This window comes from Tatumella ptyseos, assembly GCF_030552895.1.
Taxonomy (GTDB): domain Bacteria; phylum Pseudomonadota; class Gammaproteobacteria; order Enterobacterales; family Enterobacteriaceae; genus Rosenbergiella; species Rosenbergiella ptyseos_A.
Genome location: NZ_CP130649.1, coordinates 473,708 through 489,986 on the forward strand (window position 1 = coordinate 473,708; position 16,279 = coordinate 489,986).

Annotated in this window: 15 protein-coding genes; 10 read left to right on the plus strand and 5 right to left on the minus strand. The window is 46.9% G+C overall.

The features are described from left to right. Positions 1–12: 12 nt before the first annotated feature. Positions 13–1,305, minus strand: a complete 1,293-nt coding sequence (locus QJR74_RS02380) for a CitMHS family transporter (RefSeq protein ID WP_304373019.1) — start codon at positions 1,303–1,305, stop codon at positions 13–15. 515 nt (positions 1,306–1,820) lie between these two features. Between QJR74_RS02380 and QJR74_RS02385 the strand changes: the two genes are divergently transcribed. From QJR74_RS02385 to QJR74_RS02410, 6 genes are all read left to right on the plus strand, one after another. Then, on the plus strand, positions 1,821–2,228 hold the full coding sequence (locus QJR74_RS02385; protein ID WP_304373020.1) for a DoxX family protein: 408 nt from the start codon (positions 1,821–1,823) through the stop codon (positions 2,226–2,228). Between the two features lie 23 nt (positions 2,229–2,251). Next, positions 2,252–2,722 (plus strand): GlcG/HbpS family heme-binding protein, encoded by a 471-nt coding sequence (locus QJR74_RS02390; protein WP_304373021.1) that lies wholly within the window; start codon positions 2,252–2,254, stop codon positions 2,720–2,722. Between the two features lie 82 nt (positions 2,723–2,804). After that, positions 2,805–3,281, plus strand: coding sequence for a GlcG/HbpS family heme-binding protein (locus tag QJR74_RS02395; protein WP_304373022.1), 477 nt, complete (start codon positions 2,805–2,807; stop codon positions 3,279–3,281). Between the two features lie 12 nt (positions 3,282–3,293). Next, positions 3,294–3,944 (plus strand): sugar dehydrogenase complex small subunit, encoded by a 651-nt coding sequence (locus QJR74_RS02400; protein WP_304373023.1) that lies wholly within the window; start codon positions 3,294–3,296, stop codon positions 3,942–3,944. 15 nt (positions 3,945–3,959) lie between these two features. Beyond that, complete coding sequence (locus QJR74_RS02405) at positions 3,960–5,552, plus strand: GMC family oxidoreductase (RefSeq protein ID WP_304373024.1); 1,593 nt, start codon at positions 3,960–3,962, stop codon at positions 5,550–5,552. Positions 5,553–5,554: 2 nt separating this feature from the next. Beyond that, positions 5,555–6,964, plus strand: coding sequence for a cytochrome c (locus QJR74_RS02410; RefSeq protein WP_304373025.1), 1,410 nt, complete (start codon positions 5,555–5,557; stop codon positions 6,962–6,964). Here the strand turns inward: QJR74_RS02410 and QJR74_RS02415 are convergent. Then, entirely contained in the window at positions 6,957–7,094 is a 138-nt protein-coding gene (locus tag QJR74_RS02415; RefSeq protein ID WP_304373026.1) for a hypothetical protein, read from the minus strand. The genes QJR74_RS02410 and QJR74_RS02415 overlap by 8 nt on opposite strands. A 77-nt stretch (positions 7,095–7,171) precedes the next feature. On the opposite strand from QJR74_RS02415, the gene QJR74_RS02420 reads away from it, so the two are divergent. The 3 genes from QJR74_RS02420 to QJR74_RS02430 are packed head-to-tail and all read left to right on the plus strand — an operon-like array spanning position 7,172 to position 9,399. Further along, positions 7,172–7,843 (plus strand): amino acid ABC transporter permease, encoded by a 672-nt coding sequence (locus QJR74_RS02420; protein WP_304373027.1) that lies wholly within the window; start codon positions 7,172–7,174, stop codon positions 7,841–7,843. Positions 7,844–7,847: 4 nt separating this feature from the next. Then, positions 7,848–8,612 (plus strand): amino acid ABC transporter ATP-binding protein, encoded by a 765-nt coding sequence (locus QJR74_RS02425; RefSeq protein ID WP_304373028.1) that lies wholly within the window; start codon positions 7,848–7,850, stop codon positions 8,610–8,612. Positions 8,613–8,628: 16 nt separating this feature from the next. Then, positions 8,629–9,399: an amino acid ABC transporter substrate-binding protein gene (locus QJR74_RS02430; protein ID WP_304373029.1), complete on the plus strand. Its 771-nt coding sequence runs from the start codon at positions 8,629–8,631 to the stop codon at positions 9,397–9,399. 27 nt (positions 9,400–9,426) lie between these two features. Here the strand turns inward: QJR74_RS02430 and QJR74_RS02435 are convergent, their stop codons facing one another. Then, a complete protein-coding gene (locus QJR74_RS02435; protein ID WP_441007624.1) occupies positions 9,427–10,575 on the minus strand; it encodes an amidohydrolase in 1,149 nt (382 codons plus the stop codon). A gap of 285 nt (positions 10,576–10,860) precedes the next feature. On the opposite strand from QJR74_RS02435, the gene QJR74_RS02440 reads away from it, so the two are divergent. Then, positions 10,861–11,664, plus strand: coding sequence for a MetQ/NlpA family lipoprotein (locus QJR74_RS02440; protein WP_304373031.1), 804 nt, complete (start codon positions 10,861–10,863; stop codon positions 11,662–11,664). Positions 11,665–11,746: 82 nt separating this feature from the next. Here the strand turns inward: QJR74_RS02440 and QJR74_RS02445 are convergent, their stop codons facing one another. Then, positions 11,747–15,139 carry a calcium-binding protein gene (locus QJR74_RS02445; RefSeq protein ID WP_304373032.1) on the minus strand — a complete coding sequence of 1,131 codons (3,393 nt, stop codon included), beginning with the start codon at positions 15,137–15,139 and terminating at the stop codon, positions 11,747–11,749. A gap of 370 nt (positions 15,140–15,509) precedes the next feature. Then, positions 15,510–16,178 carry a hypothetical protein gene (locus QJR74_RS02450; protein WP_304373033.1) on the minus strand — a complete coding sequence of 223 codons (669 nt, stop codon included), beginning with the start codon at positions 16,176–16,178 and terminating at the stop codon, positions 15,510–15,512. Positions 16,179–16,279: the final 101 nt, after the last annotated feature.

A 16,279-nucleotide genomic window follows, 5' to 3' on the forward strand; every position in this document is an offset into this window, starting at 1 on the left:
CTTGAGCGCAAATTATGCGCTGTACAGTGGAAAAATACCGAGTAGCAAACTGACTACAAATAAAATTAGGCAGTTGATGAGCGACCATTTTAACGTGTATTTTTGGTTTTCTGCATAATCGAGTTTCAACATACTTACCACCAGATAAGTCGACGCCACTAATGGGCTTAAAATATGAACCGGTTGGCCGACCAACGAAGCTCGGGCAATTTCTAAACCAGTAATTCCGTGATGCTGAGCCGTATCGGCTAACACGGGTAATACGCCGAAATAAAACACGTCGTTGGAGACCAACCAGGTCATCGGAATACTTATTAAGGCCGTAACGGGGGCCATAAAAGGACCCAATGAATCTGGAATAACTTTCAATAACGCTGAACCGACTGCATCGACCATCCCTGTTCCTGTCAGTAATCCAGTGAAAACCCCTGCAGCAAAAATTAAACTACATACAGCAAGAATTGGGGGCGCGTGTTTTTCAACTTGCTCTTTCTGCGTGGTAATGTCAGGAAAGTTTACGATTAATGCAATGCAGGCTGCTAACATAAAAAGATAGCTTAGGGGGAGAACTTCAGTACAAAGTGCAATAATCAAAGCAATAGTAAGCACCCAATTAAAGTAAAAGGTGATACGACCGCGACTCCGTTCTTGGCCCTGCTGATAGATGCCGGAGAGGGCTGTAACGGGGGAATTTGCGAGACGCACACGTTCACGACGACCAAATATCCACGCCAGGATAAACGTCCACACAACACATGCCGCCAACGCAGGAAGCATCGGTACAAAGAGGTCACTAATTTCGGCATGCATTGCTGTTGCCGCCCGAGCAGTGGGTCCTCCCCAAGGAACCATATTACCTAAGCCTGATACTTGTAGTAACAAACAGCAGACCATCGGTAATGATAGCCCAAGACGCTTATATATCGGTAAGAATGCTGAGAGAACAATGATATAGATCGTCGCACCGTCACCATCTAATGCCACAATAAAAGCTAACAATACCGTACCGATAAAGATCCTTACGGGATCGCCTTTTGTTGCTTTAACGATACGGTTGACCAAAGGGTCAAACATTCCCGCTTCTGTCATCACCATAAAATAAAGCATGGCAAAAATAATCATAATCCCATTAGGAGCGACGGTACGCAGCCCCTCAATAACAAATTTACCTGCTTGGGCATAGAAACCACCAAGCAGGGCGAAAATGGTTGGAATTAAGATCAACGCGGTTAACGCTGATAAGCGCTTTGTCATTAGACACACGACAAAACAGAGCAACATTAGAACACTCAGTACAATCAGCATTGCGTTATCCTTCTTAGTCATTGTCACTTTGCAGCATTAATACCCGCTTAGTGCATACTTTATTCGGGTTAAGAAAAAAATAGTTATTCAAAGAGATTTATTAATTATCGGCCAAGTCGATTATGGCAGCCTGCAAAATCCAATATAGTGATTACTTTTTATCAATCTATTCCAGTGAGGAATGGAATGACATTTTAATTGTGGTTACCTCCTCAAGGGTAGCAAAGCGTTTTATTATTAATGTATTGATAATATTGATTTTTAATTCTTATTTTTTTTAAATTATTACAATGGGTAAGTAAAATATTGGTGGTGGAAATGTGATATCAAACGAAAAAGATGACTATTTTGTGGTCGTTCTTAAACAGAGTATTTCGATAAAGGAAGTTAGCAGTTGCTTAGACCGGAATTTTATTATTATAAATAAATAGGAGTAACGAGAAGAATAACGCGGTTAGTTGAATACTCCCCTCTCAATAATCCATTTACAACAATAATAAGCAGATGAGGCTTTTATGCAGAGCTCAACAGCATTTTTTTATGTTATCGCACGCATTTTAGCGGTAGGACTTTTTTTAACTTCGGGTATCGATAAGCTTTTCCATTACCAAGAAAATCTTGCCTTAATGACACAACATCACGTGCCAACCTTTTTTCTTCCCTTAGTTATTTTACTGGAAGTCGGCGGAAGCGTGGCGATTGCGCTCGGTTTTCTTACGCGTTTTTCCGCATTCTTTATGGCTATTTTTTCTATTTTAGCTGGGATCCTTTTTTATCAAGGATGGAGCTACGCACATCTTATTGTATGGCTAAAAAATGCCTCCTGTGCGGCAGGGTTTATTTTTTTAGTTTTACAAGGCGCTGGGCGTTTCAGTATTGATTATTGGTTATCTAGCCTTCGTCAGAAAAAAAATCACCGTTGATACGTTATTTATAGAGGTCTCTAATGAAAAAATTCTATCTGTTTTCACTCTTAGCGATGACCAGCGCATTCGCTTCGGTAAGTACACATGCCACGTTAACGCAAACGGTGTTAGCGGTTAATGATACCGACAGCCTAGTGAGTGCGGCAGTGACAAAAGCCAATGAACTGAAGGCAAAAGTATGTATCGCGGTGGTTGATCAAAGTGGGCAGTTATTAGCCTTTAAACGGATGGACAATGCTCCGGTAGGGTGTATTGACTCGTCGATCCTTAAAGGACGAGCAGCTGCGCTTTACCGTACCCCAACCGATAAATATATGGAACGCGCCAACGGTAAAGAACCCGCGATTGCTACTTTGCCTGGTCTGGTTCCACTAGGGGGAGGTGCCCCAGTGAAATACCAAGACAACGTTATTGGTGCCGTTGGCGTCAGTGGTTCGGCAAATCCGAATGAAATTGCGATAGCGAAAGCGGCGGCCGACAGTTTTCATTAGCTCCCTTAGCTAGGTCAGAGCGATCCGTTAAGAGACACATTCTCTACGTCACGCTGTTTACTTTTACAAGGCAATCTTTACCATGAAATGTTTACCTCTAGCCGTTTTATCCCTGAGTATACTGTCTAGCTCTGCTTTTTCCTCGACGACTGTGACTCGCCAACCCGTATTAACCTATGCACAAGCCCGCAGTGTAGCGGATAAAGCGGAAAATATTATCAAGGAACACCACCTCGGTGGCGTGATTGCCGTCGTCGATAATGCGGGACTGCCGATTATTACCGAACGTTTGGATGGTGCTACTTTAGCCAACAGTGAACTCGCCCCTAAGAAAGCCCATAGTGCCGCTGCCTTTGGTGTACCCACCTCCACCTTTCAACAAAAAATTGCTGCGGGAAATTTGGGGATGCTAGGCAATCCTGCAGTGATACCTCTACCAGGAGGGGAACCATTATCGTTAGACGGTGTGGTGGTGGGGGCCATCGGCGTGAGTACACCTGACGGCAATGTGGACAGTGAAGCCTCAAAGGCTGCTGCGTCAACCTTAACGGCAGGGTAGTTGAGTACCACTATGAATAGACGGCATTTTCTGCAGCTGATGGTAGGCACTTCAGCCATCGCGCTCTTTCCTTTGCAACCCGCGAGTGCGCGGGGGGCAGTCTCCCCTTATGTAGAGCAATTATTGAAAACCAGTGAAATATTGACGGGTCGCCAAGGCCTTCCCGCTGCAGTGGCAGAGCGGCTCTCGACATTATTAACAAAATATAATGCACGGTTCCCTCAACAGCTAGCCCGACTGTTCACGCGCCTCACTATGCTGAGTGAGAACGAGCGTCAAAATTTGGCAGAAAAATTGGATGATGAAGACGTTAAAACCGCGTTAGCAATCATTTCACCTTGGTATCTGGGCTTTACGGGGCACCCTTCCACCACGAAGGCGAAGGATGACGCAGAATTTGTCACTTTTTTATCGGCGTTAATGTATGAGCCAACCCAAGATATGACCATCAGGCCAAGCTATGCGCGAGCGGGAGGCGATTATTGGGCAGAGGTTCCTGCCGGCGTGATTGCGCCAGCCATGCCTGACACTATTCGTGAGTGGGGGGATAAAGCACCTAAACCGGCTTCCAGCATTCCAGCACCGGGAGCGCCTTGGCTGCTAATGGTTCAGGGAAAAGCAAACACCCTGGCCGAAGCTGAAGCATTACTCGCAACACAATAAAAATAAGAGATAACTATGAGTGAATTGGATGCGGATGTGGTGATTGTCGGTTCTGGCGCTTTGGGAGCAAATGCCGCTTACCAACTGGCGAAAGCAGGAAAATCCGTCATTATGCTAGAAGCGGGGCCTTATGTGCCGCGTTGGAAAGTCGTTGAGAATTATCGCAATATCGCCAGTAAACGTAACTGGTGTGCTCCTTATCCGAACTTACCCTGGGCCCCTAATTCTTATACTGATGGCTACATCGATGCCACGGGGGATGATGATTTTGAATATGTCACGAGTTACTTACGCGTTGCGGGGGGCAGTACACGACATTGGGCATCTGCGTGCTGGCGGCTTCTCCCCAACGATTTCAAGATGCAAAGTGTTTATGGTGTTGGTCGAGATTGGCCGATTAGTTACGAGCAACTCGAGCCTTGGTATCTTCGTGCTGAGCAAGAAGTAGGCGTTGTCGGGACGGGTGATGAAGATCAAAGTGGCCAAGGCAGAGGACATTACCCACCACGCTCTGCTGCCTATCCTTTACCTCCTGAAGCTAAGCCCTATATGGTGCAACGTATGCAGGCGAAGCTAGGGCCACTCGGTTATCAAGTCGTGCATGAGCCACACGGCCGAGTATCGCGTCCTTATGATGGTCGCCCGGCCTGTGCAGGGAATAACAATTGTGAGCCCATCTGCCCAATTGGTGCGATGTATTCTGGTGATATGCATGTTGATAAAGCCGTTGCCCTTGGCGTCGATTTACGTACTGAAAGCGTCGCCTTTAAGCTTGAAAAAGCGGGGGATGGCAAGATCACCGCGCTGCATTATCGTAAGCCCGACGGAAGTGATACGCGTCTAACGGCGAAAGTATTTATCATCGCTGCACATGGATTAGAAACGCCTAAATTACTGCTGATAAACGACTTAGCTAATAGTTCTGATCAGGTAGGTCGTAACTTAATGGATCATACTGGACTGAGCTTAACCTTTCTTGCCGATGAACCACTCTGGACCGGACGTGGATCGGTACAACATGGTTCAATTGTTAATCGCCGCGACGAGCCTAGCCGTGCTAAGCACTCTGCTATCCGATATTCGCTGCGTAATTTGGTGCCAAACGTCGATGTGACGGTCCCTTTATTAAAGCAAGGCTTAATGGGTCGTCAACTCGATGAGGCTATCCGCGATCGCGCTTCACGTATCATGAATATCAGCACAATGAGTGAGACCTTGCCGAACCCTGCGAATCGAGTTGTCCCCAATTATTCGCATAAAGATGCCATTGGTTTACCGATGCTAAAAGTAAACTATCACCTCGACAGCTATGTCCGAGGGATGCGTGACCAAGCGAATTACGATTTCGCGAATTTCTTACAGGCATTTAACGGGGAAGTCATTGAGGCGCCAACCGGCTGGCGTAATCAGTATCACATCATGGGTACAACAATAATGGGCAATAACCCGAAAGACTCCGTAGTCGATCCCGATTTACGCTGCTGGGACCATGCCAACCTCTTTTTAGCCACCACTGGTGTTATGCCTTCTTCGGCGACGGTTAACCCAACGCTGACGGGTATTGCCTTAGCGCTGCGCTTGGCTGATACCCTGCTTAAGGAGATTTAACCGTGAAATCATTGTTAATGGGTATCGCGCTAACCTGTATCATGGTTTCCCTAAGTGATGCAGCGGCCCCTGCCGCGGAGGCTCTACCTGAACTGGTGGCACGGGGCGCCTATCTCGCGACTGCCGGTGATTGTGCGGCATGCCATCGCGACACGCAAAGTGATCATCCTTTAGCGGGGGGATATGGTATTCAATCGCCGATGGGGGTAATTTACGCCTCGAATATTACCCCCTCTACACAGTATGGGATCGGTCGTTATTCACTGGCTGAGTTCATCGCCGTAATGCGTGAAGGTAAAGCACCTGGAGGTCGTTACCTCTATCCCGCAATGCCTTACACGGCGTTTGCTGGGATGTCTGATCGCGACCTGCAAGCACTTTACTCTTATCTTATGTTGTCCGTTAAACCGGTCGACCATCAAGTTCCCCAGACGGATTTACCTTTTCCATTTTCGTTTCGCCCTGTGATGCGGTTGTGGAATGCCCTCTATCTCGATTCGAGACCTATACCTGGAAGCGAAGCGGCTGGCGGCAGCGTTGAGCGAGGTGAATACTTAGTTAGAACCCTTACTCATTGCTCAACTTGCCACACCCCTCGTAACACGCTAATGGCGGAGCAGCAGGATAAGTTTTTATCCGGTAGTCAAGTAGGAGGGTGGATAGCCCCCAATATAACGCCGGATCCGCAAGCAGGTATTGGTCAGTGGAGTGAGCAGCAGTTAGTGACTTACTTACAAACCGGTGCAGTCCATGGCCTCGCTATTGCAGGGGGAGAAATGGGCACTGCGGTACAAAACTCATTTTCGAAATTGAATCAGGATGATTTACTGGCCATTGCTCGTTACATCAAATCGGTACCGGCCATTCAAGGTGAGGAGCGCCATCATGCCGTGCCAAGTGAAAACCCTGACACGCAGGCTCAAATAGAAACCGGTTTAACGATGGATCCGACGGGGTTAACCGCAACACAATCGATGAGCGGAGCGCAATTATATAACGGTGCCTGTGCGACATGCCACGGCAGTGACGGGAAAGGGACTCAAGATGCACAGCATTTTTACCCTGCATTAGTGGGGTCATCGGCAGTGATGCAACCTACTCCGGCCAACCTGATTATGACCATTGCAGAGGGAATCGATCGTAGTACGCCGGCAGGGCATGCGTTTATGCCCGAGTTCAGGTCACAATTTACACCCGAGCAGTTAGCGAGAGTGGCTGAGTTCGTGACGCAGAATTTTGGCGGTAATCGCGCCACGCAAATTTCAGCTCAACAAGTCCGCGAGGCGATGAGTGGTGTAGATAATAGTCATTGGTTGATTAAGTATGCGGCACTGCTGACGTATGGCGGGATGGCGGTTGTAATTATCATACTATTACTCGTCGTTACCTTAGTTAAACGTCGTGTTAGATAAACATGTGGCGGCGAGATACATTGATGTCTCGCCCTAACATGGTGTTTTTTCCGACATAAATAATGAAAAAAGCATAGAGGGTTAAGGCTTGTTCTAAATCAATGCCGAAATGATATTTCCCTCCTTTCATTTACTGCCTAAAATAGAGAGAGTCGCTATCGACACCAATAGTATTTATTTTTTAACTTTTTCTATGGAAGGTGGACTGTGCCAGATTGGCTGAATCTCGCCGCGGAATCATTCTGGCCGATGCTACATGCCGGATTGACCTTTACAATACCTTTAACGCTGATAGCCTTTGTACTAGGCCTATCACTCGGTTTTCTTGTGGCACTTGCCCGCTTGTATGGACCGAAACCGCTACAGTATTTCGTACGCTTTTATGTCTGGTTGTTCCGAGGCACGCCGTTATTGGTTCAGCTATTCTTAATTTTCTACGCATTACCTAGCGTAGGGATCACCATTTCTGCGTTCCCCGCAGCGGTAATAGGGTTTACGCTAAATATCGGCGCTTACTCCTCAGAAATTATCCGGGCAACCATTAAGTCGGTACCCGTCAGTCAGTGGGAAGCTGCCCACTCGATTGGGATGAGCTGGCGCCAAGCGTTGATACGCATTATCTTGCCTCAAGCGGCGAGAATTGCGGTGCCGCCTTTATCGAATACCTTTATCTCATTAGTGAAAGATACCTCCTTAGCATCGGTAATCACCGTGCCAGAGATGTTTCTAGCCGCACAGCGTATTGCGGCGGTGACTTATCAGCCATTAATTCTGTATATTGAAGCGGCGCTTATCTATCTGTTTTTCAGCACCATTCTTTCAGCATTACAAAATAAGCTTGAAAAGCATTTTTCACGTGAAACCGTGACGGGAGGTTAGCGAGATGATTTCATTACAGGGAATTAATAAATATTTTCAGGATAATCATGTACTGAAAGATATTAGTTTAACGCTCCCCAAAGGGTCAGTGACTGCCTTGATTGGTCCTTCAGGCAGTGGAAAAAGTACCTTACTCCGCTGCGCTAACCTGCTAGAAATTCCACAGTCTGGGCAACTGCAATTGGGTGACGAGAAACTGGTCTTTACCAAGAAGCCGCCACGTTCGCGAGATATCCAGAAAATTAGTCGACAGACGGGGATGGTTTTCCAAAACTTTGCTTTGTTCCCTCATAAAACCGTCATTGAAAATATTACTGAGGGCTTAGTGATTGTGCACCGGATGCCGAAAGCGGAAGCAATAGCCCGTGCGGAGGCGCTACTTGAAAAAGTTGGCCTGTCACACAAGCGCGATGTACTGCCAGCGACGTTATCCGGTGGGCAGCAACAACGGGTTGCGATAGCCCGGGCCTTGGCCCCTTCACCCCAAGTATTATTATGTGATGAGCCAACTTCGGCCTTGGACCCAGAATTAGCCGCAGAAGTTGTGGCGGTCTTACGTCAGTTAGCCAATGAAGGCACGACGATGTTGATGGCGACACACGACTTGCGGCTAGCTGCCTCGGTTGCCAATCAAACGATTTTCCTTGAAGCGGGGGAGATCGTCGAGACGGCAGATTCAGCAACCCTTTTCCATTCGCCACAAAAAGCCCGTACGGCAGAGTATATTGCCACGCTAACGGAAGGTCTGCCTGCTGGCAGCCCAACTTAATTTACCAGGAGTCGTTATGAAAAAGAATTATCTCGCAGTCGCCGCCATGTTAGTGCCTCTAGGATTTGCCAGTTCAGCCATGGCAGATACTCTTGCCAATGTAAAATCTTCAGGTCAATTAAAGATCGGTACAGAGGGGACTTATGCTCCCTTTACCTTTCATACTATCTCGGGAGACCTTACGGGTTTTGATGTTGAGATTGGTGAAGCGATTGCTAAACAGCTTAAAGTGAAACCAGTCTTTGTTGAAAGTAAATGGGATGGTCTGATCGCGGGCTTGGATGCAAAACGCTACGATGTGGTGATTAATGAAGTGGGTATTAGCCCTGAGCGCCAAAAGAAATATGCATTCTCTGCCCCTTATATTGCCTCTAAAGCGGTATTAATCGTTAAAAGTGATAATGACAGCATCCATCAGTTCAGTGATCTTAAAGGCAAAAACTCTGCGCAATCTCTAACTAGTAATTACGCACAGATTGCTCGTCAATATGGTGCGCAATTGGTGAATACTGATGGCTTTAACCAAGCAGTGGATTTAGTTGTCCAAGGTCGCGCGGATGCAACGGTCAACGATAACCTCTCTTATCTTGACTTTAAAAAGCACCGAGCTAACGCGCCAGTGAAAGTCGTCGCCTCGGAAGATAATGCCAGCGCGTCAGGTGTGTTAATGCGTAAGGACGACACTTCGTTACAAACCGCCATTAATACCGCCCTGGCAGAGCTAAAGAAAGACGGTACTTACCAGAAAATTTCTCAAAAATACTTCGGGGCAGACGTTTCGCACTAACCCCGCCACTGCCCCCTTCTGGGGGCATTATTTTGCGCGATAGGCGGCTAATGCAGCGATAGCAAAATCGGCCAAATAGCGTGCAGTGGGTAGCAGTACCTGATCGTTTATCTTGAAAGCGGGGTGGTGCAGGGGATGTTTCTCTCCGGTCCCAATCATCACAAATGTCCCCGGCGTCTGATGCAAATAATACGCGAAATCTTCGCCAATGGGGCTAGCATCAATCTCTCTAGCAATTAAGCCACTTTTTGTCGCTTGCTCTAAAGCGAAAGCAGCCCAGTGCGGATCGTTAATCACTGAAGGAGGGCCAGCCTGCCAGTCAAGATCAATCTTTAGATCAAAAGCGCTCGAGAATCCTAAGATTATCTGTTGAAAACGTTGTTCAATTCTCTGCCGTGCTTCAACGGAAAAGCTTCTTACCGTCCCTTCTAACCATGCTTGATCGGGAATGATATTCCATGCGCTGCCGCTATGAAACTGAGTGATGGAGACTACGGCATTGTCCGCTGATGGGATATTGCGGCTAATGATGGTTTGTAAGCTCGCAATTAACTGACTGCCAATAACGATGGGATCAATACTCTGCTCGGGTTTTGCAGCATGGCTACCTACCCCTTGAAGGCGAATAGCAAATCGGTCGACTGCTGCGGTTAAGGGCCCATTTTTACAGCCAATAGTCCCTGCTGGCAGTGAGGGGTCGTTATGGATACCCACTACTGCAAAGGCCTTATCCAACGCCCCCGTGGCAATAATATCTTGCGCACCCACGCCAATCTCTTCCGCAGCTTGAAATAAAATACGTACAGGTCCCGGTAGCTGATCTTCTTGTCGCTTTAGTAGGATAGCCGCGCCTAAGGCGGCGGTACTGTGAAAATCGTGGCCACAGGCATGCATGATGCCGGGATGCTCCGAGCGATAACTAACCTCTGCTTGCTCTTCAATAGGCAGCGCATCAATATCCGAACGAATCACAAAGAGTGGACCCTCGACGGGTCCAACTTCCGCCACCAATCCGGTGTTAAGCGGAAGATCGAGAATACGTATTTGATAGCGTTCAAGTTGTTGGCGAATACGGCGGGTGGTTTCCACTTCTTGCGAAGAAAGCTCTGGGAAGCGATGCAGTTCGTGGCGAAACTCGGTGAGGTAAGTCGCAAATTCCTCAGTATTCAAGGACATCTTCTCGGCCTTATCGTAGGTACGAATTGGAGTAAATAAAGATGAGCCTATCAGTAACCGTTTCTTTTGTTAAAAAAGGATAAGCGTAAAGCTTAGCAACAATCGATATATGGCTAGGGTTTTGTGTTCTCGGCAGGGCGATATCAAGTGTCACGTGATCACTTTACGCGGTCACTGGCGAGATTGTCTTGCATCTGAGAAGAGTATTCATTAGATTATTTTTAGATGGCTAGATGCCTATACATCTATTTTTTCTTTTGCGATTACTGACTTTAAGGAAACCTGATGCGTCCCCTCAAATTATTGCCATTACTCCTCGCAAGCGTCCTACTGGCGGCATGTGACAAAGCACCCGAAGATATGTCTCAGATTAAAGTGGGTGTGATCACCGGGGCAGAAGAGCAGGTTGCCGAAGTTGCGAAACAGGTCGCGAAACAGAAATACGGGTTAAATGTGAATTTAGTCAGCTTCAGTGGATCGATTCTGCCTAACGATGCGACAAATCATGGTGAGCTTGATGCCAATGTCTTTCAACATCGGCCTTTCTTGGCACAAGATAATGCCGCCCACGGCTATCATTTAGTCGCCGTGGGGAATACCTTTGTTTTTCCGATTGCGGCCTACTCTCGTCATATTCATTCTGTGTCGCAGCTCAAGGATTATGCGACCGTTGCAGTACCCAATGATCCGACTAACTTAGGGCGGGCGCTGCTGCTGTTAGAAAAGCAGGGGCTACTCAGCTTGGCGCCGGGTAAAGGCCTTTTACCCACCACATTGGACATTACCCAAAATCCTCGCCATCTGACCATTCTGCAGTTGGAAGGGGCGCAGTTACCGCACGTATTGGATGATCCTAAGGTGGCGATTGCTATTATCAGTACCACCTATATCCAACAAACCGGGCTATCGCCGCTGCGCGATAGCTTATTTATCGAAGATAAGCACTCGCCTTATGTCAACATCATCGTTAGCCGTGAAGATAACCGCCAAGCGAAAAACGTGCAGGAGTTTGTACAAGCTTATCAATCTCCAGAAGTGGCAAAAGCCGCAGAACGCTTGTTCAAAGGCGGCGCTATTGCGGGCTGGTAATCAGCGTGAGAACCGATAACAGCTGAGCATAAACGATGTTAAAAGCGTACTAACAATGCTAACTTTTTAAAGTAAGTAAAACCTACATATAAAAAGTCGTACAAAGATTCATCGCTTCATATTCCTGTGTAATGTCAGGAGGCGTTGTGGTGAAGGAAGAGTTTTCTAGTTTAGACGACTCACTGATTAGAGAGGTATTCCAGCTAACACCATTAGCAAAATCTACCCACTCTACGCCCAAATGGCTATGTCCAAATGCAGCCTGATTGACCAGACGTATTGAACCGCCGTCACCGGCGCCTGGGGTGCTGTCGGCAATAGTCAGCAGCATATCGTTCCCGTCACGGCTGACGGTTAGCTGCTCGGCGGTGATATCTTTCAGCCACAGCCGATCGTCAGTGCCGGAGTAGTACTCTTCCCGAATGGTGTCGTGTCCGTCGCCGCGGGCGTAGAGATATAGGTCATTGCCTTCACCGCCGTTAAGATAATCGTCGCCTTGTCCCCCCTGCAGCAGGTCATCCATATTTGACCCGATGATCCGGTCATCGCCCGGGGTCATGGCCGTGGCAAACATCTGTTGGCGCAGTTGCTGCTGATCCCAGGCAGTACCATCGGCAAATTCGAGCCATTCTACGCCGAAGTAGCTATCTCCAAATGCAGCCTGATTGACCAGACGTATTGAACCGCCGTCACCGGCGCCTGGGGTGCTGTCGGCAATAGTCAGCAGCATATCGTTCCCGTCACGGCTGACGGTTAGCTGCTCGGCGGTGATATCTTTCAGCCACAGCCGATCGTTACGGCCGGAGTATGATGCTTCCCGAATGGTATCGTGTCCGTCGCCGCGGGCGTAGAGATATAGGTCATTGCCTTCACCGCCGTTCAGATAATCGTCGCCTTGTCCCCCCTGCAGCAGGTCATCCATATTTGACCCGATGATCCGGTCATCGCCCGGGGTCATGGCCGTGGCAAACATCTGTTGGCGCAGTTGCTGCTGATCCCAGGCAGTACCATCGGCAAATTCGAGCCATTCTACGCCGAAGTAGCTATCTCCAAATGCAGCCTGATTGACCAGACGTATTGAACCGCCGTCACCGGCGCCTGGGGTGCTGTCGGCAATAGTCAGCAGCATATCGTTCCCGTCACGGCTGACGGTTAGCTGCTCGGCGGTGATATCTTTCAGCCACAGCCGATCGTTACGGCCGGAGTATGATGCTTCCCGAATGGTATCGTGTCCGTCGCCGCGGGCGTAGAGATATAGGTCATTGCCTTCACCGCCGTTCAGATAATCGTCGCCTTGTCCCCCCTGCAGCAGGTCATCCATATTTGACCCGATGATCCGGTCATCGCCCGGGGTCATGGCCGTGGCAAACATCTGTTGGCGCAGTTGCTGCTGATCCCAGGCAGTACCATCGGCAAATTCGAGCCATTCTACGCCGAAGTAGCTATCTCCAAATGCAGCCTGATTGACCAGACGTATTGAACCGCCGTCACCGGCGCCTGGGGTGCTGTCGGCAATAGTCAGCAGCATATCGTTCCCGTCACGGCTGACGGTTAGCTGCTCGGCGGTGATATCTTTCAGCCACAGCCGATCGTTACGGCCGGAGTATGATGCTTCCCGAATGGTATCGTGTCCGTCGCCGCGGGCGTAGAGATATAGGTCATTGCCATCACCGCCGTTCAGGTAATCGTCGCCTTTATTTCCATACAACGTATCAGCAAATTTTGAACCGGTAAGTGTGTCATTACCATCCAGTCCATACATCACAGATGCTCTATCCCCGGCAGAAAGCGTATCGTCACCGAAGTTTCCTATTATCTGGTGGGATGAAAGATCGGACATTACTATATCGATTAAGCGCTCAAAAGAATCCCCCTCGGCATTGCTAACCACCGAGAGTTGTGTCGTTAGTTGACGTGTAAAATCAGTATCCAGGTGTTTTATAACAAACAATAAATCGACGAGCTGATCCCGGGCGATCAGATCAGATTGGTTTACGCCATCCCGTAGTGTGCTGATAAGCGCGCTGGGATCCGTAACGATCTGCTGGTTTTCTATATGCCAGTTAACCCGATCGATTAATGGAGCCAGATGGGTTTGCACGACTAGCTGTGCATAGATGTTATTCATTATAATATCGTAGGCTGATTCAAGAAGTTCGGCTGCTTGAGGCAAGGGATTCGGATTACCATGTTGCCTGAATTCGCTGCCTAAAAAGGCTTCCAGAGCAAACAGCTTCTGCCCATCAATAAATGTTCCGCGGCTATCTTCGGCATAATTAACGGCTCCGCTCATCTGCCGCATAATTTTATCGGCCAATTGATAACGTAATTGTTGATCTTGTTGCTGACTAAACTGCTCCACTAGATCTCTGAGGACATCGTCGCCACGGGCGATTAACTGATGTAAATGACTGACATTACCCGTAGCCATAATATTTGGTAGACTGGCAATATCTTTACTGACCGCGACGTTATGTTTATCTCGGCTATCACTGAGAGTTTCTCTAAACCAGACATCAGCGATTTCTGCTAAGCTACCATCCGTTTTTATATATTGTCCTTGCTGCCTGAACTCGTTGCCATATTCATCGATAACCTTACTGTTCTTCCAGTTCAGGTGAATTGCCGCAATGCCAGCCTGTTCCATACTGAGAAGCTCACCTTCATCAGTCACGCCATCTTCGTTACGGTCTTGCCAGACTTGCAGGCGGCTGAAAATATCGTCTTCGTGATTAATAATTCCATCGTGGTTACTGTCATAATCTGCCAGCGCCAGAAAACCATTTTTAGCCGTATCACCAGAGGAGTTCATCGTATTATTGCCAAATAGCTCACTGCCATCATCAATGATATGGTTACCGTTAAGGTCCAGTACCAGTAAACCATCATCTTTACCTACCCAGCCGGAAAGTTGCGCATAACCATTGCCGTCGTGGTCAAAGTAAACAGGGGCCTCTGCTGTTTCTACACCATCACTGTCAAGATCGACTATCAACGGGCTGGCCAAGTTAGCCGCATTGCCAGCCGCTTCGGCGGCTTGTCCGGCAGCACTATTGGCAGCATCCTGCGCACCATCTTCTAAAAATGGGGTGATGAAATCGAGTAGTGAATTCAAGGCATTATTTATAGAGTCCGCCAGTGCATCAACTGCATTTTCGGCAGAATCCAACATATCAGACAAGTACTCTATGGTATTATCGTAGGCATCACCCAGCGTATCACTGAGCGGTTTTAAGGCATCTCTGATGTTATCCATATACTCGTCTGGAATAGTGCCTTTATCTGCTAGACTGGCTATAGTGAGTACCGCGCCAATGACAGTTAATGCAGCAGCGGCTGTAAGCGCGACTGGTGCGGATACTGCGCCAGCCGCTGCTGTCAGAGCAAGAGTGCTGGCAGCCGAAGTAATATTCCCCAGCGCCGAATAGATATCACTTTTTTTAATTTCTCCATCGAATTTATAGGATCTATTCATGGAGTGAAGATCTGTGAAAAGCCCCGCTACTGATAGACCTAATGAAGTAACTGGAATCTTTTTTCCAGCAGAATTCAGGCATGGAAGAATTTTCCCTACACTCTCTAATGCGGATCCTGTTGTCTGTAGGGCATTTACAATTGTTTTCACGTACTGAGGGTTTTCATTAAGCTCCGCGAAATTTTTAATTGTAGGGCCAATGCTTGTGTTCGAACTAATGAAAGATAATAAGTTGCCGAAACCAGCCTCGATAATTTTATTTCCCACTCTAAATATCCTTATTTATAATCATTATTATGATGGCTGTTATAATAATGTTCCCAAGTGAAAATTTTTCAAGATAATGTTTTATAGTTAATTTATTATAATGTTAATTTTTGGTGTTTTTTTCACCACTAAATGGGTCGCGATTTAAAATTATTCTTTTTAACATTATTGCAGAAAAAAACATCAGGGGTGATGATACTACTAGACAAAGGGTGACAATAAATTTGCTTTTTTCATCATTAATAGTATTGATTACTCTTTCATGTGAAAGGACTTCTTTACCATCAATGATTACCTGTACAATTCTTCTGTCAGTACTGAAGATATTATATCTCTGGGTAAACCAAGCAATCTTTGCCGGTTTCCCTTGCCATCTTTTATATAATATTGGTGTGGGATCTTTCCTTGAAAATTTACCCTTATTCCCTAACTCCTCATTTATTTGGTCGAAATGAATTCGGTTTACTTCACAAAGGTGTGAGTCTGTATAAGATGATAGACATGAAAAAAATTCAGTTTTAGCAGGGGTTATTAATCCCATCTGGTATTTATTCTTACTTAATGACTTAAAAGTAAATAAGCCTTCAGAATAGTGAATTTCATCTTCTTCCGGAAATTTAGTCATATAATTGAAATATAATGGAGTGTAAAAAAAATACACACAAAAATATATAAAAGTTAAAGCTTTTAATAGTGGCCAAGCTGGTCTTCCCAGAATGAAATAACGTTTTTTAGTAGTAGATCCCGTATTTTTTTCGGTGTTATTATCCATAAGTGGATCCTGTTGTCTGTAGGGCATTTACAATTGTTTTCACGTACTGATGATTTTCATTAAGCTCTGCGAAATTTTTAATTTTAGGGCCAATGCTTGTA